At 55.9% G+C, this 26,634-nt stretch carries 26 protein-coding genes; 10 read left to right on the top strand and 16 right to left on the bottom strand.

Features of this window, described 5'->3' with window-relative positions; all coding sequences use genetic code 11:
* Nucleotides 1-15 precede the first annotated feature (15 nt).
* From SMB34_RS01275 to SMB34_RS01255, 5 genes are all read right to left on the bottom strand, one after another.
* A complete protein-coding gene (locus SMB34_RS01275) occupies nt 16-594 on the bottom strand; it encodes a DUF3035 domain-containing protein (protein ID WP_007090157.1) in 579 nt (192 codons plus the stop codon).
* A 50-nt stretch (nt 595-644) separates the two neighbouring features.
* Complete coding sequence (lspA, locus tag SMB34_RS01270; RefSeq protein ID WP_007090158.1) at nt 645-1,118, bottom strand: signal peptidase II; 474 nt, start codon at nt 1,116-1,118, stop codon at nt 645-647.
* Between the two features lie 69 nt (nt 1,119-1,187).
* Nucleotides 1,188-4,028 (bottom strand): isoleucine--tRNA ligase, encoded by a 2,841-nt coding sequence (gene ileS, locus SMB34_RS01265; protein ID WP_037987284.1) that lies wholly within the window; start codon nt 4,026-4,028, stop codon nt 1,188-1,190.
* Nucleotides 4,029-4,131: 103 nt separating this feature from the next.
* Nucleotides 4,132-5,088 carry a bifunctional riboflavin kinase/FAD synthetase gene (locus tag SMB34_RS01260; RefSeq protein ID WP_037987484.1) on the bottom strand — a complete coding sequence of 319 codons (957 nt, stop codon included), beginning with the start codon at nt 5,086-5,088 and terminating at the stop codon, nt 4,132-4,134.
* A gap of 120 nt (nt 5,089-5,208) precedes the next feature.
* Nucleotides 5,209-5,637, bottom strand: coding sequence for a MaoC family dehydratase (locus tag SMB34_RS01255; RefSeq protein ID WP_007090161.1), 429 nt, complete (start codon nt 5,635-5,637; stop codon nt 5,209-5,211).
* A 242-nt stretch (nt 5,638-5,879) separates the two neighbouring features.
* On the opposite strand from SMB34_RS01255, the gene SMB34_RS01250 reads away from it, so the two are divergent.
* On the top strand, nt 5,880-6,671 hold the full coding sequence (locus SMB34_RS01250; protein ID WP_007090162.1) for a class I SAM-dependent methyltransferase: 792 nt from the start codon (nt 5,880-5,882) through the stop codon (nt 6,669-6,671).
* A 12-nt stretch (nt 6,672-6,683) separates the two neighbouring features.
* Here SMB34_RS01250 and SMB34_RS01245 read toward each other — a convergent pair whose 3' ends face one another.
* The gene (locus tag SMB34_RS01245) at nt 6,684-7,490 is read right to left on the bottom strand and encodes a sterol desaturase family protein (RefSeq protein ID WP_037987280.1); all 807 of its coding nucleotides are present in this window, start codon (nt 7,488-7,490) and stop codon (nt 6,684-6,686) included.
* A gap of 195 nt (nt 7,491-7,685) precedes the next feature.
* On the opposite strand from SMB34_RS01245, the gene SMB34_RS01240 reads away from it, so the two are divergent.
* The 4 genes from SMB34_RS01240 (at nt 7,686) to SMB34_RS01225 (ending at nt 10,620) form a co-directional block, all read left to right on the top strand.
* On the top strand, nt 7,686-8,714 hold the full coding sequence (locus SMB34_RS01240) for a M23 family metallopeptidase (RefSeq protein ID WP_037987483.1): 1,029 nt from the start codon (nt 7,686-7,688) through the stop codon (nt 8,712-8,714).
* A gap of 28 nt (nt 8,715-8,742) precedes the next feature.
* Nucleotides 8,743-8,925, top strand: coding sequence for a hypothetical protein (locus SMB34_RS01235; protein WP_037987278.1), 183 nt, complete (start codon nt 8,743-8,745; stop codon nt 8,923-8,925).
* Between the two features lie 424 nt (nt 8,926-9,349).
* Nucleotides 9,350-9,676 (top strand): hypothetical protein, encoded by a 327-nt coding sequence (locus SMB34_RS01230; RefSeq protein ID WP_007090166.1) that lies wholly within the window; start codon nt 9,350-9,352, stop codon nt 9,674-9,676.
* A gap of 80 nt (nt 9,677-9,756) precedes the next feature.
* Nucleotides 9,757-10,620, top strand: a complete 864-nt coding sequence (locus tag SMB34_RS01225; protein WP_037987276.1) for an NUDIX hydrolase — start codon at nt 9,757-9,759, stop codon at nt 10,618-10,620.
* Between the two features lie 38 nt (nt 10,621-10,658).
* Here SMB34_RS01225 and SMB34_RS01220 read toward each other — a convergent pair whose 3' ends face one another.
* The 3 genes from SMB34_RS01220 to SMB34_RS01210 form a co-directional block, all read right to left on the bottom strand.
* Entirely contained in the window at nt 10,659-11,138 is a 480-nt protein-coding gene (locus tag SMB34_RS01220; RefSeq protein WP_037987274.1) for a hypothetical protein, read from the bottom strand.
* Between the two features lie 106 nt (nt 11,139-11,244).
* The gene (locus SMB34_RS01215; protein ID WP_007090169.1) at nt 11,245-11,706 is read right to left on the bottom strand and encodes a hypothetical protein; all 462 of its coding nucleotides are present in this window, start codon (nt 11,704-11,706) and stop codon (nt 11,245-11,247) included.
* Nucleotides 11,707-11,839: 133 nt separating this feature from the next.
* Nucleotides 11,840-12,502, bottom strand: a complete 663-nt coding sequence (locus SMB34_RS01210) for an NnrU family protein (protein ID WP_037987272.1) — start codon at nt 12,500-12,502, stop codon at nt 11,840-11,842.
* A gap of 224 nt (nt 12,503-12,726) precedes the next feature.
* Between SMB34_RS01210 and SMB34_RS01205 the strand changes: the two genes are divergently transcribed.
* Nucleotides 12,727-13,167 carry a GcrA family cell cycle regulator gene (locus SMB34_RS01205; protein WP_007090171.1) on the top strand — a complete coding sequence of 147 codons (441 nt, stop codon included), beginning with the start codon at nt 12,727-12,729 and terminating at the stop codon, nt 13,165-13,167.
* Nucleotides 13,168-13,263: 96 nt separating this feature from the next.
* Here the strand turns inward: SMB34_RS01205 and SMB34_RS01200 are convergent, their stop codons facing one another.
* Nucleotides 13,264-15,246: a bifunctional 2',3'-cyclic-nucleotide 2'-phosphodiesterase/3'-nucleotidase gene (locus tag SMB34_RS01200; protein WP_051682059.1), complete on the bottom strand. Its 1,983-nt coding sequence runs from the start codon at nt 15,244-15,246 to the stop codon at nt 13,264-13,266.
* Between the two features lie 169 nt (nt 15,247-15,415).
* A complete protein-coding gene (locus SMB34_RS01195) occupies nt 15,416-16,702 on the bottom strand; it encodes an MFS transporter (protein WP_156962617.1) in 1,287 nt (428 codons plus the stop codon).
* Between the two features lie 138 nt (nt 16,703-16,840).
* Here SMB34_RS01195 and SMB34_RS01190 point away from each other — a divergent pair, with 138 nt between their 5' ends.
* From SMB34_RS01190 to SMB34_RS01180, 3 genes are all read left to right on the top strand, one after another.
* Nucleotides 16,841-17,632, top strand: coding sequence for an AraC family transcriptional regulator (locus SMB34_RS01190; protein WP_037987270.1), 792 nt, complete (start codon nt 16,841-16,843; stop codon nt 17,630-17,632).
* Between the two features lie 14 nt (nt 17,633-17,646).
* Nucleotides 17,647-18,006 carry a GFA family protein gene (locus SMB34_RS01185; protein ID WP_037987268.1) on the top strand — a complete coding sequence of 120 codons (360 nt, stop codon included), beginning with the start codon at nt 17,647-17,649 and terminating at the stop codon, nt 18,004-18,006.
* Nucleotides 18,007-18,225: 219 nt separating this feature from the next.
* Nucleotides 18,226-19,155 (top strand): DMT family transporter, encoded by a 930-nt coding sequence (locus tag SMB34_RS01180; protein WP_240478714.1) that lies wholly within the window; start codon nt 18,226-18,228, stop codon nt 19,153-19,155.
* A gap of 38 nt (nt 19,156-19,193) precedes the next feature.
* Here the strand turns inward: SMB34_RS01180 and SMB34_RS01175 are convergent, their stop codons facing one another.
* The 3 genes from SMB34_RS01175 to SMB34_RS01165 all read right to left on the bottom strand — a co-directional run bounded on the left by SMB34_RS01175 (nt 19,194) and on the right by SMB34_RS01165 (nt 22,655).
* Nucleotides 19,194-20,084, bottom strand: a complete 891-nt coding sequence (locus SMB34_RS01175) for a ketopantoate reductase family protein (protein ID WP_037987263.1) — start codon at nt 20,082-20,084, stop codon at nt 19,194-19,196.
* Between the two features lie 81 nt (nt 20,085-20,165).
* On the bottom strand, nt 20,166-21,389 hold the full coding sequence (locus SMB34_RS01170; RefSeq protein ID WP_037987479.1) for a CaiB/BaiF CoA transferase family protein: 1,224 nt from the start codon (nt 21,387-21,389) through the stop codon (nt 20,166-20,168).
* Between the two features lie 75 nt (nt 21,390-21,464).
* Nucleotides 21,465-22,655 (bottom strand): acyl-CoA dehydrogenase, encoded by a 1,191-nt coding sequence (locus tag SMB34_RS01165; protein WP_037987260.1) that lies wholly within the window; start codon nt 22,653-22,655, stop codon nt 21,465-21,467.
* A gap of 224 nt (nt 22,656-22,879) precedes the next feature.
* Between SMB34_RS01165 and gcvA the strand changes: the two genes are divergently transcribed.
* Complete coding sequence (gene gcvA / locus SMB34_RS01160; RefSeq protein WP_037987252.1) at nt 22,880-23,785, top strand: transcriptional regulator GcvA; 906 nt, start codon at nt 22,880-22,882, stop codon at nt 23,783-23,785.
* A 9-nt stretch (nt 23,786-23,794) separates the two neighbouring features.
* Here the strand turns inward: gcvA and SMB34_RS01155 are convergent, their stop codons facing one another.
* The gene (locus tag SMB34_RS01155) at nt 23,795-25,240 is read right to left on the bottom strand and encodes a hypothetical protein (RefSeq protein WP_037987250.1); all 1,446 of its coding nucleotides are present in this window, start codon (nt 25,238-25,240) and stop codon (nt 23,795-23,797) included.
* Complete coding sequence (locus SMB34_RS01150; RefSeq protein WP_007090182.1) at nt 25,237-26,403, bottom strand: hypothetical protein; 1,167 nt, start codon at nt 26,401-26,403, stop codon at nt 25,237-25,239. Before SMB34_RS01150 ends, SMB34_RS01155 begins: the two co-directional genes overlap by 4 nt.
* Nucleotides 26,404-26,634 lie beyond the last annotated feature (231 nt).

Raw genomic sequence — 26,634 nt, 5'->3', positions numbered from 1 at the left:
AGTGACCGCAACACCCTAGAAGATATCTTCCAGCCAGCCTTTCTGACGGCGTTCGATGACTGGTGTTTCACCTTCGGAAACCGACTCACCCAATGCCTGCTGATCGCGGATGCGCTTGGCTTCGGCTTCGGCGTCGACCTGGGTGCCAAATTGCGGCTTTTCCTGCCAGAAGATCAGCTTGTCGACGACGCTGTCGCTTTCTTCGATAAAGATCGATGTTTCACGATCAACCGTGGTGCGGATTGCCGGATCGGCATATTGCGCGCCCGACTGCGACAGCAGGGCAACCTGCCCTTGGCTACGATTGCCATCGGTGATATCACGCTTGACCGCGTCCGGGTCTTCACCGGTCAGGATACGACGCGCCTGATCGGTGGTCGTGCCGGTCTGCGGGCGCGGTGCGCCCGGTTCCGGAACACGCAGCGTGAAATCAGGCGGCAGGCTCAGCGGTGCACGGGAAACAACCTGAAACTCGTCCGGAGCCGTTTTGTTCAGACCAAACGTTTCACGCGTTGATTCACAACCGGACACGGCAAATGCCAAACCGCCCAGCAGCGCAACTTTGAAAATCGATGTCGATAGTTTCCGGGCCATTGATGCCTCTTTACCACTCAGTCTCCGGCACGGAATTGCCGGATCAAAAATTACCTGGATGATTTTTTACCGCCAAACAGGGAATCGATCAACAAAAGGACTGCACCAATCGTAATTGCGCTGTCCGCAATGTTGAAAACCGGCCAATGATAGCCTGCAACATGCATGTCGATAAAGTCGGTTACCGCCCCGTGACGCAACCGGTCAACAAGGTTGCCAACCGCCCCGCCAACCACAAGCGCCAGCGCAATGCCCAACAACCGGTCGCGCGTCCGCCACATCCAGATCAGAAAACCGACGGTGATTGCCGCCGTCGCCAAAATCATGACCCACGGCGCCTGTCCCTGGAACAGGCCGAATGAAACGCCACTGTTCCATGCCAGCAGGAAATTCATGAACGGCGTGACTTCAATCACGCGATGCGGATTTGACAATCCGTCAATCGCCAGCTGCTTGGTCCACTGATCGACGGCAAAGACAACCGCAATAATGACCAGCCCAAAGACAAAGGCACGATGTTTCATCAACACTCTTTCTGTCTTGCCTGAACACGGTCTTCCGAATGGACAGACCAGAACCGGAAACGGGCCGCCTTATTCGGCGGCCTCGATCCCCATTTCATCAACGGCATCAGCACAGCGCAGGCACACGGTTTTGTGCACCGGGTGGCTGCCTACTTCGGGCAATGTCTGCCAGCAACGCTCGCATTTCTCGCCCTCGGCCAATGCCGGAACCACACCAACGCCGGCAACTTCTTCAAGGGTATAGGCCCCTTCTGGTGCGTCGCCGGTGATCAGTTCGACATCAGATGTGATGGCGATTTCGGCAAGATTAAGGCCATTAAGCGCTTCGACATATTCCGCCGTTGCATAGACCTTCGGTGCGGCATCAAGGCTGGCCCCGATGCGTTTTTCGGCACGTTCCAGTTCCAGCGCACCGGTTACAACGCGACGCAGCTTGCGGATTTTTTCCCACTTGGCGGCCAGCGCGTCGTTTTTCCAGCCATCCGAGATCGTGTTGAACGTCTCGGAATGAACCGAACTGTCGGCACCATAGCGCGCGCGCCATGCCTCGTCGGCGGTAAAGCACAGAACCGGTGCCAGCCAGCGCACCAGACTGTCAAACACGCGGTCCATAACGGTACGCGCCGCACGGCGTTTGGCACTGCTTGGCGCGTCGCAATAAAGCGCGTCCTTGCGGATATCGAGGTAAAACGCCGACATATCAAGCGCACAGAAGTTATGCAGTTCGATAAACAGCGTATGGAAATCGAAATCCGCCGTCGTCTTTCGCACCAGATCGTCCAGCTTGCTCAGACGATGCAGAACCCAGCGTTCCAGTTCCGGCAATTCGTTATCCGCGACCTTTTCCGCCTCGGTAAAGCCGTCAAGATTGCCTAGCAGGAAACGCAGCGTATTACGCAGGCGGCGATAGATGTCCGAATGACGTTCGATGATCTCGTGGCTGATGCGCAGGTCATCGTGATAGTCGGAACTGACCACCCAAAGACGCAGGATATCCGCACCAAGCTTGTTGATGATGTCCTGGGGCGCGATGACGTTGCCAAGCGACTTGGACATCTTGCGGCCTTCGCCGTCCAGAACGAAACCGTGCGTCAGAACCGCATCATACGGCGCACGACCGCGGGTACCGCACGATTCGAGCAAAGAGCTATGGAACCAGCCGCGATGCTGATCCGATCCTTCAAGATAAAGATCAGCCGGCCATTTCAGGTCCTGACGTTCTTCCAGCACGAAGGCATGGGTCGAACCGGAATCAAACCAGACGTCAAGAACGTCGGTGACCTGTTCGAAATCCTTGGCATCATATTTGTCGCCCAGGAAATATTGCGCATCGCGGGTGAACCATGCATCGGCACCTTCTTCGCAGAAGGCGTCGTAAACACGGTTCAGCACGTCCTGATCGCGCAGCGGTTCACGGGTGTTTTTATTGATGAACACCGTGATCGGCACACCCCAGGCACGCTGGCGCGAAACGCACCAGTCCGGGCGATTGGCAATCATCGAATGCAGACGGTTACGCCCGCCTTCCGGTACAAAGCGGGTTTCATCAATCGCCTTCAACGCCTTTTCGCGCAGGTCATTATCCTTCATGGAAATGAACCATTGCGGTGTGGTGCGATAAATAATCGGGGCCTTGGATCGCCAGGAGCACGGATAGGAGTGCTTCAGACGCCCGCGCGACAGCAACGCGCCAACCTCGACCAGCTTGGCGATGACCGCCTCGTTGGCATCGGCTTCCTTGCCGTTTTCATCATAGATGCGTTTGCCGGCAAACAGAGGCACGGTCGGGTAATAAGCCCCTTCACCATCCACCATTTCCGGGATTTCAAGACCGTATTTCAGACCGGTTTGGTAATCGTCCGGGCCATGCGTTGGCGCGGTATGGACAAAGCCGGTACCGGTGTCGGTCGTGACATAATCCGCCGCCAGAAGCGGCACGTCAAATTCATATCCCTGCCGACGGAACGGATGGGCAGCAATCGTGCCTTCAAGGTCGGCCCCCTTGAAGCTACCGACAACCTTGTGCCCGGTGATGCGACCGTTTTTGCAAACGTCTTCGACCAGATCGGTACAGATCGCCATTTTCTCGCCGACCTTGGCCCAGGCTTCTTCGGCAGTTTCGGTCACTTCGATCACGACATAGTCGATCTCGGCTCCGTACGAAATCGCGCGGTTGCCCGGGATCGTCCATGGGGTCGTGGTCCAGATCAGGATCGTCGCATCGGAAAGGGCTTCGACCTTGGATGAAACAACCGGGAAACGGACATGGATCGTTTTACTGGTGTGGTCGTGATATTCGACCTCGGCCTCGGCCAGGGCGGTTTTTTCAACCACCGACCACATGACCGGTTTCGAGCCCATATAGAGCGAGCCGTTCATCAGGAATTTGCCAAGCTCGCGGGCAATCGATGCCTCGGCCTTGTAATCCATGGTGACATAGGGATTGTCCCAGTCGCCCATCACGCCAAGCCGCTTGAATTCCTCGCGCTGGATATCAAGCCATTTCTGGGCGAACTCGCGGCATTCCTTGCGGAATTCGGCAATCGGCACGTCGTCCTTGTTCTTGCCTTTGGCACGGTATTGTTCTTCGATCTTCCATTCGATCGGAAGCCCGTGGCAATCCCAGCCCGGCACATAAACCGCGTTCTTGCCCAGCATCTGCTGCGAACGGGTGATCACGTCTTTCAGGATTTTGTTGAGTGCATGACCAATATGCAGATGGCCATTGGCATAGGGCGGGCCATCATGCAGGACAAACATTTCACGATCCGCCGAAATACCGCGAATTTTGCCATAGAGGTCCTCTTTCACCCACTGTTCCAGCAGGGTCGGCTCCATCTTTGGCAAACCCGCCCGCATCGGAAAATCGGTCTTGGGCAGGATAACGGTCTTTTTGTATTCGACACTCATCGTGACGGTCCTGTCGTCTTTAAACAAATTACAAGGGCGAACCCCCGGTGATACTGGCTGCCCCCGTAAAGGCGCGCGGATCATAACGGGTTCGTCGACAAATTCAAATCTTGCCGAGAATCTCTTTGGCGGCAATCACATCCGCGGCGATCTGGGCTTTCAGTGCATCAAGCCCGTCGAACTTCTGTTCGCCCCGGATAAAGCCGTGCAAACGCACGCGAACGCGACGGCCATAGATGTCCTGATCGAAATCGAACAGGTGGGCTTCAAGCCCGGCATCCGCATCCCCGCCAAAGCTGGGGCGAACACCAATATTTGCGACTCCGTCGATCCAGCGTTCAACGGTTTCGTCATTTGCGTCCGATATCAGGCCAAGCTCGACGGCATAAACACCAAATTTCGGACGCAGATGATTGCCAAGTGCAACATTGGCGGTCGGGAAACCAATCGTCCGGCCGCGCTGATCGCCCTTGATCACCACACCGGCTACTTCCCACGGGCGCCCCAGCAAATGGGTCGCATCCTGCGGGCGGCCATCGCGCAGCGCCTGTCGGATCGCGGTCGAGGAATAGATGATCCCGTTATCATGCGTCACCGCCTCAATCGCCGTCACGCCAAAACCCGATTTTTCGCCAATTTCGCGCAGCAGATCGACATTGCCTGCCCGGCCCTTGCCAAAGCAGAAATCCCAGCCAACGACAACATGGCGCACACCAAGCCCGTTCACCAGAATGCGCTCGATGAATTCTTCGGCGCTCATGGCAGCAAAATCGCGGTCAAAGCGGGCTTCGAAAAACAGCTCAATATCCAGATCAGACGCCGCCGTAATCCTGTCATCAGCCGATGTCAGGCGGAATTCCGGTTCGCCCGCCCGGAACAGCATCCGGGGATGGGGCTCAAACGTAAGGATCCCCAGCGGCGCATCCAGATCGCGGGCGATTTCGCGCGCATGATCAAGCAATGTCTGATGGCCTAGGTGAAGGCCGTCAAAATTACCAATCGCAACGACCGCACCGCGTGCGTCATCTGTCAGATTGTCAAAAGATCGAAAAACGCGCATCCGCGCCGGTCTCTCTTTTTTGCTCGTCATCATGCCGGCAGATCGCATATCCGCACGGTCCAGCGGGCAGCTATAAAGCGCGCAAGCCCGAAGCGTAAAGACTTTTCCGACAAAAGATGCTTATTGGCGTGACGGCACCATCACCATCGCCTCGCCCGCAATCACGCATTTATCACCGACATAACAATTGGTTTCCAGAACCACACGGCGCTTGGGCGCGATGATTTCGCGCACCGTGACCTTTGCGGTAACGGTATCGCCAATGCGGACCGGTGCCTTGAACTGCAAATTCTGCGACAGGTAAATCGTGCCCGGCCCCGGAAGACGCGTGCCCAGAACGGTTGAAATGAAACCGGCCGACAGCATGCCGTGCGCAATGCGGCCTTCAAACATCGTGGTTTCGGCAAATTCCTGATTAAGATGAACCGGATTTGTATCGCCGGACAATCCGGCAAACATCACGATATCGGTTTCCGTCACGGTTTTGGCGTAACTTCCGACCATGCCGATCTCGATATCTTCAAGATAAAGCCCTTCCAGTCCGTTCATCTCTCTCATTTCCTGACTTTCCTTGCCTGTTTTTGATCGCCACGTCTGACTTCTGATTTATTTTTGCGCCGCAGCATTCGCAATATTATTTCGTGTTTTCTTTTTTCGGCAATGGATAATTGGTTGAACAGGGTAATTTAACCGGCTTGCCATATCGGCTATGCCTGCCCAAATGGGAACTTCCGTCACGCCCCGTCACGGTGCAAACTGCCTCTCAGAACAACAAATTGCGGAAAACGTCCATGAATGCGACCACTGCTGACATCTATGAAATCGCCATGGGCCGATGGAGCCGCCGCCTGTCGCGCAGCTTCCTTGATTTCGTTGCCGCCCCATCCTGCGGTGCGCTGATTGATGTCGGTTGCGGTACCGGGAGCCTCACACTTGCCGCCGCCACGCGCTATCCCAAGGCCCGGATTGTCGGGGTGGACCTGATCCCCGATTACCTGTCCGAAGCCCTTCTCAGCGCTGCCGAGAATGTCAGCTTTGAAACCGGCGACGCCAGCAACCTGCCCTTTGCCGATGACAGCTTCGACACCGCCTTTTCGCAATTGCTGTTAAACGATCTGGATGGTCCGGCGGGTGCTGTTTCGGAAATGGTCCGGGTCACGAAACCGGGCGGGCGGATTGCGGCAAGTGTCTGGGACCGTGCCGGGGGATTATCTTTTATCCGGCTGTTTCTGGATGCTGCCGCGGTTGTCGCCTATCCATCAGGCGATGAATTGCGCAGCAGGATTTTCGATATCCCCTATCAAAGCGAAGACGCGCTTTTTGATCTTTGGTCCGATGCGGGTTTGGGCGATGTTGATACCGCGACCCTGTCGATCCGCATGGATTTTCTGGATTTCGAAGATTACTGGCAGTCGCTTCTGGGGGCACACAGCCTGATCCGCGATTTCTTTAACGATCTTGATCCGGAACTGGCCCACCAACTGCGCACCGCCACCGAAAGGTCCTATCTGGGGGGCAAGGATGATGGCCGCCGGTCGCTGGTGGCATCCGCCATGGTCGTACGCGGGATCGTCGGGGAATAAGCGGCGATCCCATCAAGAACGGCGAAATGGCATCCACAACACCGCCCAAAGGCTTTGGCTGCGTTTGTCGCGAAAATCTTCAAGTCCGATCTGCATGTCATGATCATTGGTTTGCGTGTGATCGACATAGCTGGCAAACAGCCGGTCCCACACCGACAGGATATTTCCGTAATTGCTGTTGGTTTCACGCATCAGGCTGGAATGATGGACCCGGTGCATATCGGGCGTCACAATCAATCGGCGCAATACCCGGTCAAACCCGCCCGGCAAATGAACATTACCATGATTAAACAGCGCAAAACCGCTTAGCATGCTTTCATAAATCACCACCGCCCACGGATCGGCCCCCAGCACGATCACAAAGGTCGATTTGTAAATTGCTGACGCGACGATTTCGAACGGATGAAACCGAACGGCGGTCGAGACATCAAATTCGATATCGCAATGATGCACCCGATGAAACCGCCAGAAAACCGGTATGATATGGGTCAGGCGATGCTGCCAGTAAACCGCACAATCCAGAACGACAATCGCGATCAAACCGCCAAGCCACGCCGGAAGCCCGATCAATGCTTTGGCCTGATTGATCACGCCCCAGCCATGCTGACCTGCCAGAATGGCGGCCGCAATCATCGCCGCACCAACGGTAAACCGGCTAAGCGCGGCCCCCATCAGCAACAAACCGAAATTGGTCAGCCACCGCCCCGGATGGCGAAGCCCGCCCGCCGGACGATAGGGGGCAAATGCCTCCCACATTGTCATAACGACAAGGATGGCGGCAAAGATGCCCAATCTTAAAAACCCTGCCTGTTGATCCATCTTGTTCCTGCCAAACACCACGCACTGCAACGACGACTGTGTCTTTATGGTCATAGTCGATGATATTGAAACAATACAGTACCTTGCCCATCGCAAGTCCATCACCATTATGTTAGATGAAGGATGTGTGACGAAGCAGTCCTGCCAAAAACCGTTTCTGAACCGGTTGTCGCGGGGCACCGGCAGGAGGATTTGATGGGTCAGGCGACAGGACGTATTGCGGCAATGCTATTCGGGGTTCTGATCCTCGTGCCGTTCGCGACCATCGCCCGCGCTGATGGCCCGCCCTTTGACCTGCCGGTCGATTGCCTGTATGGCCAGTGCGATGTGGTTCATTATGTCGATCACGATCCCGGCCCTGAAATCCGTGATTTTGCCTGTGGCACCACCACCTATGAAGGCCATCGCGGAACCGATTTTTCCATTCCTGACGAAGCCACCATGATTGGCGGGGTCGAGGTCAATGCAGTTGCCGCCGGAACCGTGATCGCCACCCGCGACGGGGTTGAGGATATCGACGCCGGCCGTCTGGTCGGGGATGCGCTTAAGGGGATCGAATGCGGCAATGGCATTCTGATCAACCATGATGACGGCTGGCAAAGCCAGTATTGCCATCTGCGCCGCGGATCGCTGGCGGTGAAAAAAGGTGATACGGTCGAACGCGGTCAGACAATCGGACTGATCGGCATGTCCGGTCAGGCCACCTTCCCGCATCTTCATTTCAACCTGCGCAAGGATAACCAGCTGGTCGATCCGTTCAGCGGTACTCCGATGGGTGCCGTCACCCCGCAGGATTGCAATGCCAGTAACGCCGTTCTTTGGACCGAGGCCGCCAAGGAACAGATGTCCTATCGCGCCATAACGCTTTATGCGTCGGGATTTTCGTCGGCCAAACCCAATGCCACCGACATTAAACGCGGCTATGGCAAAAGCAGCGAACTCCCCGCCTCAAGCCCCGGCCTGTTTTTCTGGGCTTATCTGATTGGTGCCAGCAACGGCGATATCATCCGATTAAGCATGGATGGCCCGAACGGCATTGGCGGACACCGCGATTTCACCATAAATGTCGAAAACGATAACGGCCCGCGCGCCAAGTGGTTTTACGTCAATATCAACCGCCCCGGTGATCGCTGGCCCGCAGGGGCCTATCGCGGTGAAGTCACCTTTACCCGCCCCGGCCAACCACCCAGGGAAATCGGCATCACCGAGCTTGCCATTCGCTGACAACGCCGCCGATAACGCTGCGGATAACATGGACATTGCCGACGGGTATCGCAGCACAGCATGCCAATATCGCGGGAATCGGCAGCAACTGAGCCACGTGCCAATTCCGATTCTCGCGTTTTTCATGCGCCGCACCATCAACCTTTGGTTATTTGTGACCAAAACAGGCACAGAAAAGCTGGCCTTTTCCATCAGGTTGAAAGTTTTTTGACGTTTTTATCAGGACAGCACTTGTATCGGGACCATATGCCTGCATATATTTCAACCGTGCACCGTGTGGTGCATTAAAAGATACCTGTCATAAGACGGAGTAAAAATGATGAATAAGCGCAAAGCCGTTGCTATCGCCATTGCCCGTGAACAGCAGATCGCCCGTTCGATGGAAATCCTGTTTGCTGGCACCATTCTGGCCCTGATTGCATCGCTCCTGATCCTCTGATCTTTATCCAAGCGCTTTGTCATTTTACCGGTCGTTAGCCAATCGGGGATAACGACCCGAAAGTTCAAGAACATCTTCATGAACAACCGCCGCCTTTTCATCGTTGCCATTACGCGAATTACCAGCCCGGTGGTCTGAGGACCCCGGGACGTGTCTTTTCGCCTACTGGATGCAATGAAAATGTGTGTGCATTGTCATGACCGATCATGCTTTTCTCGCGCCGCTTGAAAGCGCGCAGCCGACCAAATCCGTTTATTGTTTCGCCGTTCACGCCGCCGCAGAACCCGATGTTATGCCGCGTGTGCTGGAACTGTTTTCCAAACGCAATCTTGTCCCCGCAAGCTGGCATTCCACCGTCGCCGACAGCCATGCCGGTTTCAGCGAATTGCAGATCGATATCCAGATTCAGCAACTCGAAACCAAAGTTGCCGAACATATCGCGCGTTGCCTGCGTCAGATCGTGCATGTGAATACGGTTCTGACATCGGAAAAGGGTTATTCCAACTCTGCCCTTGGCGCTTAGGCCTTGGACGCTTAGTCTGTCTGGGTCGCGGCACTGCAACATGATCGTGTTGCAGTGCGCCCCAACCGACGGAGCCCGTCTTGACCTATCTTGACCATATCAAAGCCTGCAACAACGCCAATCCATCGCGCTATGTGCCATTCCGCATTGATGGAATGTCTCTGGGTGCCTTGCGTCCGGACTTTGCCACCGCCCTGTCCGCACTTGGCCCGGACTTTGTCCGCGATGAAAATGGCGAATTTTGCTTTGCGTCACATATCGGAACCCTTGATGATCGCAACCGTTCGCTCGATACCGCCACCAAGGCGCTTTGCGATCAGGGCGTCATCCGTCGTCTGCATGGCGAACGGTTCGATATTCGCCCGACACTGGGTCACGATCCCCTGTGTCAGTTGGATCGGTCCGCCATGCCCTATTTCGGGTTCCGGTCCTGGGGGGTGCATATGAACGGCTATGTGCAAAAAGATGATGGCATCCATATGTGGATTGCCCACCGCGCCAAGGACAAACCGACCTATCCCGGCATGCTCGACAATATGGTTGCAGGCGGCCAGCCGACCGGACTTGGTTTTCTTGAAAACATGATCAAGGAATGTGCCGAAGAAGCCGCCATCCCCGAAAACCTCTCCAGAAATTTGAAACCGGTCGGTACCGTTTCCTATCTTTACGAAACCACCGAAGGGCTAAAGCCCGATGTCATGGTCAATTATGATCTGGAATTGCCCGCCGATTTCGTGCCGCGATGTGCGGACGACGAAGTCGAACGGTTTGAATTGATGCCTTTGGCCGAGGTTGCCGAAATCGTACGCAGCAGTTTTGATTTCAAATTCAATTGCGCGCTGGTGATCATCGATTTCCTGATTCGCCACGGCTTCCTGACTGCCGACAATGAACCGGATTACAGCCAGCTGACCACCGGGCTGCATCGCAATATTTTCCGATAGGGATTTGTCGATTTGTCCCGCGCGAAAGCGCCCGAAACTTACTGTTTGGTCGGCGGACCGCCCATAAGCGCCCCAACCGCCATCAGGGTCAATTTGGCACGCAATTCCGGATCAAGCTTGTCCAGATCTTCCTGCTTGTTGCGGATGGCAACCAATGCTTCGGAAATCAGTTTGGCGCGCGCATCGTCGGCTGCACTTGGCATCCGGCTTTTCTTTTTGCCGATCTTGGCATCGGCGGCTTCAAGCGCCTTAAGGATCGCGGCCTGCGGATTATCCGACTGTTCTGTCAGGGTCTCGGCCAAGGCCTGTGCGCGGGCCTCCTCAAAGGACATGCCACTTTCCTGATAGGCCATCGCGCGGTCTTCGATCCGGCGTGCCTGTTTGGCCTGGGCAGCACTGCGTGCGGCCAGTTCGGGATCATTGAGTTGAAGGGACTGTGCATCGCTATAGGCCTTAAGGGCCTCCCGTCCGCGTTTTCCTACGAAAACGCGCAGCAGCGTCTCCTTGAGCATTCCCATCAATCGTTCCCGCTATGGTTTGGTTGCCCGCATCACAAGGCAACCATCATGCACCCAAAGGGTTTCAAAATCATTGCCTGCGGCCGGCAAGCAATATCGCAACGCCTTATATATGTTGCGCAACCCGGTCTTCTTCAATCTCAAGAATGTAACCGACCAGCGCCTCGCAATCATCCGTTCCCAGATGTTCAAGATCAAAGACGAAATCAACATTGTCACGCGCCGGGTCATCAGTTTTCCCGACAATGCCGAATTTGATATATTCCGCATCAAGGGCGGCCAGCGACGATATCACATCGGCTACCCCCACCCGGTCTTCAGCCGTCAGCGACAAACGGATCAGAACCAGAATATCGGCATCGCAATCAACCGCCTGACGGGCAATCGATTGTGCGTCGGAATTTTTCGGGGCGATATCAACGTCAAACCCGCCATCGGCAAACAGGGTCGCGACATGCTTGTGATGGGGTTCTTCCGCCGACGATGCCGTCGCCAGAAGCAGTCTGGGGTGGCGGCCTTCCATCTCGGCGAAACGGGCAAGATTGGTCGCAAGTTCAGGAGACGTCATAACACCTCACAGAAATAACCTGTCCAGGATGGACATTCTGCACCAGTATTCCAATGAAACCTTGGAACTTCAAGCGTTGCGGCAAGGTTTTCTGCATCAGACCTCATAACCGCAAAATGCGGTCAATGGTGGTTCAGCCGCCGATTACCGCCGATGGATCAACCCCGATGACATAGGGATGCGCCCAAAGGAGCACGACATAAAGCAGAATTCCCAGCCCGATATCGCGCCAGCCAAGCGCGCCTTTGGCAAGCCACGCGACGTCAAACCGTCGAGTCCCGTCAAGGATTGCCTTGTATTCGGCCACGTCCATGTGGCGGGCGCGGATTTTTTCCATACGCCAGAACCCGGCAATGGCAAAAACCGTCGCCCCGCCAAAGAACATGAAAGCCACCAGATCACCATTGGGCACGATATGCCCAAGTCCCCACAACATCATGCCCAAAAGCAGCGGATGACGGGTCAAACGATTGATCCCCGGTCGCGCCGGATCAAAGCCTTTTTTTCGTCCTATCGACAACGGACAGGGTTGAATAATTGCCGCAGCCCACAAAATACAGGCAGGCAGCATGAAGGTCAGCGTCACATGGTTTTGCCAGATTTCGTAGGGCCACAGCGCGATGAAGTCCGCATGACGCACTTCATAAATGACCCACCCCAGCAGGAACAGCGACGTGACCGAAAACGTTATAATGTATGCCGTGTGACCGATCCTTGCCGTGATCGCACCACGCAGAAGACCGGGCACGATATGCCCCGCCATAAACACCGCGACTGAAACGAAAAAACATGTCAAATGACGATCTCCCCTTTACATTGACGCGCCGTCATGCAAATTGCGCATCTTTCCGCGTGCAGCAAACCGGTCGTCAAACTGGTCCCGATTGGTCCAAAATGGCTAAGACCCTTGCGCCGCGTGATATTAGCGGATACGTCTGTATCCCTGTTTGACTTCGGACAATAAGCACCTGCCTATGGATTTTCCACCGGGCAGACAAAGAAACACGGAATATACTCGAAATGAGCTGGACGCCGGAAAAGATTGAACTGCTGACCTCGCTCTGGAATCAGGGCTGGACCACAGCACGCATCGGTGAAGAACTGGGCGTTGGCAAAAACGCCGTCGTTGGCAAGGCACACCGCCTTGGCCTGCCCAAGCGCCCCTCCCCGATCCAGCGCCGCGCCGAAGAGAGCGAGCCGAAAAAGGCACCGACCCCGAAAGTGCAGAGCAAAGGCATCAGCATCTTTGATCTCGGTGCCGGTATGTGCCGCTGGCCGTTCGGTGATCCGGGCGATGAAGACTTCCATTTCTGCGGCAAGAAATCTGTGCCGAGCAAACCTTACTGCGACGAACATTGCGCAGCCGCCTATCTGAACGGCAAAAACCCGCGCGAAGACGGCCCGCGGAACGTTCCGGGTCGCCCGAATGCGCCGCATATGTCGCACGGTCCCAAAAAGTAACAGTCTGGCTGTCGCGGACCTTCACGGTCATCGCGCACGCCCAATTAAAAAGCCGCCCTCTTCCGATGGGCGGCTTTTTCTGTTTCGGGTCCAGTCCTATTTCGACTGAAGGACATATTGGGCAAAGCCGTTTTCGTCCTCGCCGACAAAGCTGATATTGTCGGGTGCGTTCATTGCCGAGGATGCCTTGGGACTGGTGACAAACGTCACCTTGGATGCCTCCCCGATGGGGGCCAGGCTCCAGTTGCCGTCGGCCTTCGGATCGATTTCCTTTTCCTCAAGGATATAGTTCGCCAGAACCGTACGGTTTTCATCGGGTGCTTCGATGATGACGGTTGATCCATCAAGTCCCGGGAAATTGCCGCCGCCGCCAGCACGGTAATTGTTGGTTGCAACCACGAATTTCTGATCGTCGGCAACCGGCTTGTCATCATAGGTCAGATTGATGATGCGGTGTGCATCCTTGTTTACCACCTCGCCCGATGCGTTGTATCGGGCCGGTTGGGTTACATCGATCTGGTAATTGACCCCATCAATGACGTCAAAGTTATAGGTCGGGAATGTCTCGTTGATCAGCGGCTGATCTTCCCGGCTGTTCGGGTCAATCTGATTGAACTGTACGGCCGACATTTCCAACCATTCACGGACCTGCGCACCATCAAGCAGTACTGCCCGCAATGTATTGGGATAGATATAAAGATCGGCAACGTTCTTTAATGCGATCTTGCCTTCGGGGATGTCGGTGAAATATTCCGGGCCGCCACGGCCACCGGCCTTGAACGGTGCACCCGCCGACAGGATCGGCATCCCGTCATATTCCGATCCCTTCAGGATACGTTCCAGATACCATTTCTGGGCATTGGTCACGATCTGGATCGACGGATCATCAGCCACCAGTGCAAAGAAACTGTTGATCGGGGCGACCGTCGTACCGACACCTTCGCGCATATAGGCAATGGTTGCCTCGTGCTCTTCTTTAACCGCCTCTATCACTTCCGGGTCGGCATCGACCAGCGGTGTGATATCACGGCCTTCGCGGTGATAAATCGGACGTGCTTCCGAAAAGCTGTCGGTCACCTTCCATTCCCCGGCATCATTGACCGAAAGTGTCAGGTCAATCACGCCAAGGTGGCTGCCCCAGAAGCCCGGCATAACGGCGGCCACACCATTGATCGTGCCTTTGGCAAGGTCGACACCGTCTATATTTGCATAGGCATCGGACGGGAACACCGTATGGGCATGGCCAAACAGGATGGCATCAATGCCGTCAACCTGGCTCAGATAATAAGTGGCGTTTTCTTCCATACCTTCACGTGCCAGTGTCGACAGGCCCGAATGCGGCACCGCAATCACGATGTCCGCGCCCTTTTCGCGCATTTCCGGCACGTATTTTCTGGCCATTTCGACAATGTCCTTGGTCACGACATTGCCTTCCAGATTGGCCTTGTCCCACTGCATGATCTGCGGCGGGACAAACCCGATCACGCCGACCTTGGCCTTGTGCTTTTTGCCGTCGCCATTGGTAAATTCACGATCAAGGATCACATAGGGCTGAAAATACGGTTTGTCATTTTCGGCATCATTATCGCCGTCATCGGCAAACACATTGGCACTGACATAGGGGAATTTGGCCCCCGAAAGACTTTTGCCCAGGAAATCGAGACCATAGTTGAATTCATGATTGCCGATATTGGCCGCGTCATAACCCAAAAGGTTCATCGCCTTGTAAACCGGATGCACCTCGCCCTCTTTCAGGCCGTGGCGCTTTGCCATGTAATCGCCAAGCGGGTTGCCCTGGATCAGGTCACCATTATCGATCAGGACGACGTTTTCGGCCTCACCGCGCGCGTTTTTCAACAGGGTCGCGACCTTGGCCAGACCGACCGTATCTGACGAACTGTCGCGATAATAATCGTAATTGACCAGATGCGTGTGGATATCGGTGGTTTCCAGAATGCGCAACGATACGGCGCTGTCGGCCAATGCCGTGCCGCTGGCAAGTGCGACCGTCAGCGACAAGACTGATCCCGCAACTGCACGACCAAAAAATGCACGACCGGCCAGACGAAAATATGACATGTGAAAGGGTCCCTGTTGAAGCGATGCTCGTGCCTGACATTATGATTGTTCGTTTGGTCAGGATTTGAAGATTTTGCGAAAATAGCAAGGCAAACACAAATGAAAACGCCCGCAAGATGATCGCGGGCGTTTGGCATATTGAAATTCTGCACCAGTTAAGGCGGCTTTTCTATTCTGCCGGGCGCAGCATCGGTTGATCGGACTTGTATCCCATAACCACCTCGTTCCCCGGCTCCGGGTCATCGGGCACATTCAGCGCCAGGACCAGTGACACCAGCGCCATCGCAGCCCCCGCCAAAAACACCGCTGACGGCGAAATCAGCCACAACAACCCGAACGCCACCGGGATGAACACTGCGGCAATATGGTTGATGGTAAAGCTGACACCCGCCGTGGATGAAATGTCGGCCGGATCGGCGATTTTCTGGAAATAGGTTTTGATCGCAATCGCCATCGCAAAGAACAGATGATCGATGACATAAAGCGCCCCGGCCAGCTTGTCGCTTTCGACAAAGGCATAAGACACAAATACAATGAACAACCCTATATATTCAAATGTCAGAGCCTTCCGTTCGCCCCACTTGCCGATCAGCTTCCCGATTTTGGGGGCCATCACCATATTGATCGCATGGTTCAGAAGGAACAGAAGCGTAATGGTGGCGGCGTCATAACCAAACTTCTCGACCATCAGGAACCCGGCAAACACGGTGAAAATCTGGCGGCGTGCCCCGCTCATGAAGGTCAGGGCGTAATAAAGCCAGTACCGTTTACGCAGGATCAGTTTCTTGGTCTGCGGGTGGGCATCGGCAAATTTCGGGAACGCCATCCAGGCAAACAGCGCGGCAATAATCGTCAAGGCCCCGCCAAACAGATAGACATAGCGATATTCGACATCGAGAAGTTCCAACATCGCCCAGACAATGCCAAACATCACCAGCGACGATAACGACTTCGCCGAAAGCTGCCGGCCCATCACCATCGCGGTGCGGTCCTTTTTCACCCATTGCAACGACAATGCCTGCTGCATGGTTTCAAAATAATGGAACCCGATCGACATCAGGACCGTGGTGCAATAAAGCCCGACAACGGTGGGGAAATAGCCCGAAATCGCCACCCCAATCCCCAACACCAGCAGCGAAATCAGGGCAAAGGTCTGTTCGCGCAGGATGATGAGGACGAAAATCGCGGTGAAGGCCATAAAGCCCGGAATTTCGCGCAACGACTGCAAAATCCCGATCTCGCGACCGGTAAAATCGGCCATCTCGACCGAAAAGTTGTTTAACAACGCCATCCAGGTCGAAAACGACAACGGCATCGCAGCCGCCATGAAAATCAGCAGCACTTCCGGGTTGCGCCATCCCTTATGCGCAACCGCCCCACCCGACAGATCGGGATTGCCCGGCACCTCGATGGGGGCGGCATGGGTGCTTGTTTCCGGTGGTAAATCCTTGGACATGATGTTTCCCCGCACGGAACCGGTGGCAATCGGGGCACGTGCATTTATCTGTTTGGTTGGAAGGATTTCAAACTAGCGTTGCGGCACACGTCTGTCTTGCGATAATCTGCCATCATATAGCGCAAACAGGACATTCTTATGGATGGATCACGGGATATCTCGAAATATCCGCAACATTCCCGTCCCCGGCCAGACCGCCTGCCGCGTCCGGTTTATGTCCGCATGAGCGACCTTCCCGCCGGTTACAGCATCGGCGCGCACAGTCACGACTGGCATCAACTGATTTTCGCCATCGAAGGCACCATGACCGTCACCACCAAAGCTGGTATCTGGGTCGTCCCGCCCCAGCGCGCGGTCTGGGTGCCGCCGGGCGTTGAACATGCCGTCAGTCACGCCACCTTCACCCGTGCGCGCCATATCTATATCGATAAAAATGCCCCGGTCGATTTGCCGGATCGCTGCACGGTGCTGGATGTAAGCCCGCTTCTGCGTGAACTGATCCGGGCCGCAACCGAAATCCCGATTGAATATGACGAAGCCGGGGCCGAGGGACGGCTGATCCGCGTGCTGCTTGATCAGCTTAAACCGCCCAGAGACGATAACCTGCATCTGCCCGCCCCCAAGGACCCGCGCCTGGCGCGCATCTGCGAACAGTTGCAGGCCAATCCGTCTGATAACCGAACCCTTGATAACTGGTCGCGCGATTGCGGTGCATCGTCACGCACGCTGGCCCGCCTGTTTCAACGCGAAACCGGCATGCCGTTTCGCGACTGGCGGCAAAAGCTGCGCCTGCTTTACGCGCTTGAAAAACTGGCCCATCATCGACCGGTCACCGAGGTTGCCCTTGATCTCGGTTATGAAAACACCTCGGCCTTTATCGCGATGTTTCGCAAGGCCACCGGCAAAACGCCGGGTGGGTATTTCCGGTAACGCAGGAGGATGAAATGAGCGAGAAATCATACAATGGCGGCTGCCAGTGCGGTGCGGTGCGTTATCGTGTCGACAAGCTTGATCTGGATAAATCGATCACCTGCAATTGTTCACGCTGCCAGAAACTCGGATCGGTTCTGGCATTTACCCCGCGCGATAATTTCGTGCTGAAATCCGGCGGGCAGAACCTGACCGAATATCTTTTCAACGATAAAAAGATCAGTCACCAGTTCTGCAAAACCTGCGGCATCCAAAGCTTTGCCTATGGCCAACTGCCCGACGGCGGCAAAATGGCCGCCATCAACGTCAACTGCCTTGACGATGTCGATCCGCGCAGCCTGACCCCGCATCATGTCGATGGCAAAAGTCACTAATTATCCCCTCACAATCATCATTCCTGCGAAGGCATGAATCCAGACGCGTCCGCAGGAACAGCTGGCAAATTGGTGTATCGACGGCGCGCGATCCCCAAAACCGACCACTGAGTTTCGCTCGACCCTGATATGAAAAAATCTCAGTATTTCATACGACTTATTCAGGGTACTGCTTGATAAGCGGGACATCCTTCCCGCCAAATGCAGGGTAATCCCGAAATGGGCAGTGTATGGTCCGGGATCGGCTTGCGGCTTGCCGCCACCGGTCTGTTTGCAGTGATGAGTTTGTTTGTCCGTCTGGCCTCGTTCGAGGCACCGGTCGGCCAAATCATGTTCTGGCGAAGCTCTGTCGCCCTGATCCCTATCGTCCTGTATCTGATCTGGCGACGCCAGTTTCCGCGCGGCCTTCGCACCGCCCGGCCGTTCGGGCACCTGAAACGCAGTACCTTCGGCCTTGTGTCGATGTTCTTTTCGTTTCTGTCGCTCGCCTATCTGCCGCTTGCCCTTGCGACGGCTCTTGGCTTCCTGGCACCACTTCTCGTCCTGCCGGTTGCGATGATCCTGCTGCGCGAAAAGCCGGGCATGGCGGTCTTTACCGCGACCTTTGCCGGTTTTGGCGGGGTGTTCCTGATGCTGTGGCCAACATTCTCGACACCGGGGATCGATACCGGCGTTCTGATCGGCATCGGGGCGGGTCTTGCCATGGCGGTCACCACCGCCTTTGCCAAGGTGCAGATCAAGGCCCTGACCAGCACGGAATCATCGGGCACCATCGCATTTTATTTTGCTGTGATCTGCTCGCTTGGCGGTTTGCTGACCCTGCCGTTCGGCTGGGCCGATCCGTCGCCTGAAATCCTGATGTGGCTGATCGGGGCGGGTCTTACCGGCGGTCTTGCCCATATCTTCATGACCGAGGCACTGGCACGTGCGCCCGCATCCACATTGGCGGCATTCGAATATACCGCAATGATCTGGGCGTTGTTGCTGGATGTCACGGTGTTTGGTCTGCTGCCCGAACCGGTTTCCCTGTTTGGTGCCTTCCTGATCGTGCTGGCCGCCGCCATCGTGATGTTTGGGGACAAGCTCGGTGTGCCCGTCCCCAAACCCGATATCACTGCCGCCCAGGCACAGGGAAAGCCGGGGGAATAGCCCCCGAAATAGCCCCCCGGTCCATTACAAAGCCCGGATCAATCCCGGCTTTCGCGCAATTTGGTCATCGCATACAGGGCAAGATTGATGGGGGTTGGAATGCCAAGTTCCGCCCCCTTGCGCACGATATAGCCGTTCAGGAAATCGATCTCGCTGGTTTTGCCCCGCGCCAGATCCTGTGCGGTGGATGAATATTGCCCCGGCATGGTTTCGGCGATCTTTTCAATCGCCCCCCAGACATCGCCGGGTACGGTCACCCCGCATCCCTTGGCGACCGCAAGGCATTCATCAACCGCATTGCGCATGACATCCCAAATGCCTTCGCCCTGAACCAGACGGCCATAGGGCATCTGCGATATTGCCGATAACGCGTTATAGGCACAGTTCAAAATCATCTTGGCCCAAAGCGCACCTTGGGCATTATCCGAAATCTCGACCGGGATATGCGCCGGGCGCAGCGTTTCGGCAACGGTTGCACTTTGCGCAGACTGCCCGATTACCAGTTCGCCGCGCCCATGATGTTTGACATGCCCCGGCCCTTCCATGCTGGTCGCGACATACACCACTGTCGGGATCACCGGCAATCCAATGACGGCCGATAAACGTTCGGCGTTATCAACCCCGTTCTGAAGACTCATGACAATGGTATCAGGGGCCAGAAACGGCTTGATCTGCGCCCCGGCATCATTGGTATCGGTGGATTTGACACAAAACAGAACCAGACCGGCACCAGAAATTGCTGCCGCGTCGGCGCAGGCATTCATTTCAATATACTGCTGCGTTCCACCAAATTCCAGAAGCAGTCCATCTCGATTGACAGCATCGACATGGGCTGGCCGTCCGATCAGGGTCACATCATGCCCGGCCCGCGCCAGCATCGCCCCGTAATAACAGCCAACAGCCCCTGCCCCCATCACCGCGATTTTCATGTCCGGTATCCTGTCCTGAATGAATGTTCCTGCCGTTACCTTTTCATACCGGCGGGCATTCTGCCAAGCAGGAAGACGGCGTCAGATAATTCCGGCTTCGCGCAATCTGGCAATCTGCGCGTCGCTCAGATCAGCCACCTGACGCAGGATGTCATCGCTATGCTGGCCCAGCATCGGCGGGGCAGTTTCACCGGCAATTGGCGTTTTGGAAAATTTGATCGGATTGGCAACTGTGGGCACCTTGCCCGCGGTTGGATGATCAAGATATCGCACCGTATCGCGATGTTTGACCTGCGGGTTATCAAACACCCGATCCAGCGTATTGATCGGGCCGCATGGCACATTGGCGGTTTCCAGAATGGCGATCCAGTCATCGGTGGTTTTCATCACCATCGCCTGACGGATTTGCGGCACCAACGTTTCGCGGTTGGCGACCCGGGACCGGTTGGAGGCATATCGTGCGTCATCGGGCAAATGCCCGATCCCGGCAACGTGGCAAAAGCTTCTGAACTGGCTGTCATTGCCGACCGCAAGGATGATGTAACCATCCGCCGTCGGGAACGCTTCGTAGGGCACGATATTGGGATGCGCATTGCCAAGTCGCCCAGGCGCCTTGCCCGTCGTCAGGTAATTCATCGCCTGATTGGCAAGGATCGCGGTCTGAACATCCAGCAGTGCCAGATCGACATGCTGTCCCTCGCCCGTCGCATCACGGTGGCGAAGGGCGGCAAGGATGCCAATCGTCGCATAAAGCCCGGTAAAGATATCGGCAACCGCCACACCAACCTTCATCGGCTGGCCGCCCGGTTCCTGATCGGGTGCGCCGGTGATGCTCATAAGCCCGCCCATGGCCTGGATCATGAAATCATAACCCGGCCGGTCCTTATAGGGGCCATCCTGCCCAAAACCGGTGATCGAACAATAGACGATCTTTGGATTGATTTCCGACAGTGATGCGTAATCCAGCCGATATTTGGCAAGCCCGCCGACCTTGAAATTCTCGATCACCACGTCGCATTCAGCGGCAAGTTTATGCAGGATTTCCTGCCCCTCGGGCTTGGTCATATCAATCGTCAGCGACTTTTTGCCGCGATTGGCCGACAGGTAATAGGCCGCCTCGCTGGTATCGTTACCTTTAACGTCCTTGGCATAGGGCGGGCCCCAGCCACGCGTGTCGTCGCCCGCACCCGGACGTTCGATCTTGATCACCTCGGCACCCATATCGGCCAATGTCTGACTGGCCCAAGGCCCCGCCAAGACACGCGAAAGATCAAGCACACGAAGTCCAGAAAGCGCGCTGGTCATCATTCCATCCCGGGATCGTCGTCAAAAAGGAAAAAGGGCGACACCAAAGATCGGTGCCGCCCGTAATCGAAGTCCTCAGCCCTCGGCGCTGAACGCCTGAATGCCGGTCTGGGCACGTCCAAGGATCAGGGCATGCACATCATGCGTACCTTCATAGGTATTGACCGCTTCAAGGTTCATCACATGGCGGATGACATGGAATTCATCGGCAATGCCGTTGCCGCCATGCATGTCACGGGCAACACGCGCGATATCAAGCGCCTTGCCGCAGTTATTACGCTTCATCAGGGAAATGGCTTCCGGTGCGGCTTTTTCTGCATCCAGCAAACGGCCCAGCTGAAGCGCGCCCTGAAGACCAAGGGTGATTTCGGTCTGCATGTTTGCCAGTTTCAGCTGGATCAGCTGATTGGCGGCCAGCGGACGACCGAACTGTTTGCGATCAAGGGTATATTGACGTGCCGCATGCCAGCAGAATTCAGCAGCCCCCATCGCCCCCCATGCAATGCCGTAACGTGCCTTGTTCAGGCAACCGAACGGCCCGCCAAGGCCCTTGGCATTGGGCAGCATGTTTTCCGCCGGGACAAAGACGTTATCCATCACGATTTCACCGGTGATCGACGCACGCAGCGAAAACTTGCCTTCGATCTTTGGCGCGCTCAGGCCCTTCATGCCTTTTTCAAGGATGAAGCCACGAATGACACCTTCGTCATCCTTGCCCCAGACGACAAACACATCGGCGATCGGGCTGTTGGTGATCCACATTTTCGATCCCGACAGGGTGAAACCGCCATCGGCCTTGCGGGCACGCGTTTTCATGCCGCCCGGATCGGATCCGTGATCCGGCTCGGTCAGACCAAAACAGCCAACCCATTCACCGGTTGCCAGTTTCGGAAGGTACTTCTTGCGCTGTTCCTCGCTGCCATAGGCATAGATCGGATGCATCACAAGCGAGCTTTGCACCGACATTGCCGAACGATAACCGCTATCAACACGTTCAACTTCGCGCGCGACAAGACCATAGGCGACATGGTTGACACCCGGTCCGCCGTATTCTTCGGGGATGGTCGGGCCAAGCAGGCCAAGTTCGCCCATCTCGGTCATGATCTCGCGATGGAAAATCTCGTGCCGGTTGGCTTCGAGAACACGGGTCTGAAGGTTTTCCTGACAATAGGCGCGCGCCGCGTCACGGATCATGCGTTCTTCTTCGCTCAGCTGATCTTCAATCAGCAGCGGGTCTTCCCAGTGAAAAGGTGCGCGGCCTGCCATTGTCCTGATCCCTTATGAAATTTTTGAAACCAAAGCAGGGATGACGCCATAGAAGGGCGAGACGGCATCATCCCTGAAAGCTTATCGCTTCTGGGCTGAAGCTAGGGATTGGCAGGCAAGCTTGCAAATGATAAATCGGATATAGTTTATGCGTAAAACTCATAAACTAGCGACAACAAGCCCAGATAAAACGCAAATATCGCCATATTTCGAGCAATCAGATCATGAGCCGCCGCATTCCGAGCCTGAAAGCACTCAGTTGCTTTGAACAGACCGCCCGCTTTGGCAGCGCATCACGCGCCGCCGAGGAGCTTTACCTGACGCAAAGTGCCGTCAGCCGCCAGATACAGGGGCTTGAAGACTGGCTGGGCTGCAAACTGTTTGCCCGCCAGAAGCAGCGCCTCGTCCTGACGCCCGAAGGCGAAAGCTATTTGCAGGCGATCCGCCCGGCGCTGGATCAGCTTGAAACCGCGACCCTGACCTTCCTGTCTGGCGGAGCCGAGGGCGGGGTTCTGACCATTGCCGCCCCGCCGACTTTCGGGTCACGCTGCCTGATCCCGTTGCTGCCCGACTTTCGCGGCCGCCATCCCGATATCGTCATCAATTTCATTTCACGCATCGGCATCCCCGATTTTGACCGTGAACAGATCGACATTGCGGTGCTGTTTGGCGATGGAAACTGGCCGGGGCTGGATGCGCATTTGCTGCATGGCGAGGAAATGGTCCCGATCTGCAGCCCGAAGCTGATCGAGAATCTCGATTACTCACCAAAACCAAATAATCTTCGTGATTATTCACTTTTACACATAGCAACCCGCCCCCGCGGATGGAGCGACTGGCTGGCCGCGAGTGACCTTACCGATATTGATGGGGAAAACGGTCCGAAGTTCGAACATTTCACCATGGCGATGCAAGCCGCCATTGCAGGCCTTGGGGTGGCGTTGCTGCCGACATTCGCGATCGAGGATGAGTTGGCCAATGGCCGGATCGTTGCACCCTTTGGCCCGCCACGCGCAAGCCCGTTTCATTATTACGCGACAAGTCCGGTCGGCCGGTCACGCAATCCGAAAATCCGGGCTTTCATGACCTGGCTTGATCAGCGCAAAAAACAGGAAGAACTGACGGCATAAAAGGCGGGCTCAACTTGCCTTTTTGCCCTCAAGCGCGCGCAGTGCATTCATGCCACGACGGCGCAGAAGATCGGCTTCTTCGGGGCCATCGATGATTTCAAGCAGCCGGACAATCGCCATCATGTTGCGCTGGGCATTATCCAGTTCGTCGGCATCAAGCCGCCCCATGCCATCCACCCCGGCACGCCCGATCTGGTTGAGCTTTTTCTTGAGTTCTACCACCGCCTTTGTCGCCGAACTTTGCGCGGCCAGAACATGCGAAATGCGCGCGGTTTCGGCAATCGCCTCGGCTGATTGTTCGGCGGCCAGAACCTTTTCCTCGTCAAAGGGCTGGGCAAAAATCGGGCGCACACCCTGCCGGCCGGACCCCGGGCCCTGCTTGGTTTCGATCTGTGGCAGGGCATCGATGATGCGATCAGGGCTGGCGCCAAACATGGTATTGGCCATCGCCTTGGACACCCGACGACGCGTTTCCAGAAGCTTCTCGCCCCAGCGGCCATCCTTGCGGATGTTAAATTCACGCGTGATGCGGGTAAATTCTGACGCATACCAGCGCGCAAGCGACAGGATGTGATGTTCGCCCTTGCCCGCACCGACCCCCTGTTCGATCTCGATCACGGTTTCCGCCAGAAGATCAATGATCAGATCACCGGTGGTCGCAAGATTGGTGCTGGAAATCGTTCGGTCATCAGCCTTGCTTGATAGCACGCGGATCAGTTTGAAAAGTTCGCTTGGCCGAAGCAGCCGGGCCAGAACAGCCAAAAGGTAAACCGGCTCGTATCCCGGTTTTTCTTCGGAAATCTCAACAAACCGGTCGCGCAGCCAACTGATATCGGCCGTGCCCAGACTTCTGATCGGAGCCGATGGGAACCGTTTGCGCATCGCAGTGATTTCTTCGCCAACATTCAGGATTTTGCCGATCTGCTCGAATGCGGGAAGATGGCTGCGCGAACCAAGCCGCGTTGCCAAGGCGCGTTCCGTCTTGACCCCGTTCAGCGAATTTTCAATCTCCTGCGCAATGCACACCGACGCCAGCTTCCACATCCGGCGTTCTGCCTGTTCAAGCATATCCTGATCACGCTTGGCCGCCGCCTTTTCGATATCGGCAATCGCCTTGGTCATGTCAGGGCCGCCCGTGGCCTCGACCACCTTCCAGATCGGCATCAGGGACGAACGGCTGATACGGATACTTTTCTCGACCGGTGGTGCCGAAGTCAGCAGATCTTCGAAAGGATCGCAGAACTGGCGCATCGGCGTCGGATAGCGTTCAGGCTTCAGCGACGCAAGACGCGGGCGCAGGATTTGCAAAATCTGTTCATGCGGCAGCGGCAGCTTGGGATCGGCGCGGTCACTTTCGATTGCGCGGGTAAAGCGGGCAATTTCCGAACTGCTCAGCGATTCAAACAGATCACCAAGCTGGGAAACACCCATATTTGCGGCATTTTCAACCTTCACGCCGACTGCCTCCGGAACCGCTCCAGCCGGTCGACCATGTCGGCGTCAATTTCACCACTGCCCAGTTTGCGCAACTCGGACGCCCACAACATCTGGTTAACACGGACATCGACCCAGAATTCATATTCAATTTTCTCTAGTGCCTCGATCGGCAGGACCGGCGCAAAACTTGCGATTTCCTCGACAATCTCGCGCTGGCGTACCCGATCATGTTGCGGACGCGACCGCCACAGATCAATCAGCTCCTGCCACCCGTCAAGCACCCACCACAAGCGGTCAATATGCTTTTGCATATCTTCCTTGGCCTTGGCCCAGTCTTGCAGGACCTTGCCCAGTTCATTGTTCCACAAATCAATCTTGCGCAGCAACCGCAAGGCATGGTCCTTGGTGGCGCTGGCGGCATTGATCACGCGGGTCGCCATAAAGCGGAAATCGGATTGTTCGGAAATCGACCATTCCTCGACCTCGCCGGCAAGTTTCTGCAAACCGAATGTCAAATGACGCAGCGGCCCTTCGCAGCCCTCTATCGCAAGGCCTACCGGCGCGCTCAGGATGCTCCAGTCACCCAGGGTATCGATGATCGAATCATTTTCCAGACCGGTCGATGTCGCAAAACGGTTCAGCGCCTTGCGCGCCCTGATCTGACCATCCATGGTCAGCAGGTCTTCGCGCTTCATGTCCTGAACGTCATTACCGCCAAGCTGGCGCAGCGCCTGATAAAGCAGCGTCAGTTGGCCCAGTTCACGTGCGGCCTTTTCGTCCTTGTTGCCGGTAATCCCGGCACGAGCCAGCGCAACACCGCCAACACCGGTGACCGCCACCGCGCGCGCATGCTCGCGCACCATTTCCGGGGTGAATTTTTCAAGTGTGATCAACCGGTCAAACAGCATCCGGTCATGAACCGACAGATCAAAAACCTCGCGCAGGGTTTCAAGCGGCATTTCATAGGTGCCAAGCCCGCCTGAAAGCCCCGGAAGACTGACAAGCGTGCGACCGCTTTGGCCGATCAATACGCGCGAATAGCGCAAGCTTTTGGTCGTGAATGGTGTCCGCACGCCGCGCGACGCAAAAGATGCGGGCAAACAGGACAAGGCATCGGGCTGCCCTGCACCGATTTTGGGGGAACTACCTGCCCCTTTATTTGCAAGCTGCTGTCTGGTCATTCTCGGCTTTGATCAACCCATCCCGACTAATCTGTTCTTCGGTCCATCTGCTTTTGGCCTTTCGCGCTCTCAGCTCACGCCATCAGTACCGCTGCCAAGCTTATACTAACGCGCAGGCCAGTCCACGACAAAGGAACCGGTTTTGCGAACTTGCAGGTTACCGGGACAAGCTGATGAAACCCTTAACGCTTCGGATAGGTCAAACAGGCCGGAAGATCAATGCTCAATAAC

The organism is Thalassospira permensis NBRC 106175 (assembly GCF_000714555.1).
Taxonomy (GTDB): domain Bacteria; phylum Pseudomonadota; class Alphaproteobacteria; order Rhodospirillales; family Thalassospiraceae; genus Thalassospira; species Thalassospira xiamenensis.
This window is presented reverse-complemented; position numbering and strand designations above follow the sequence as displayed.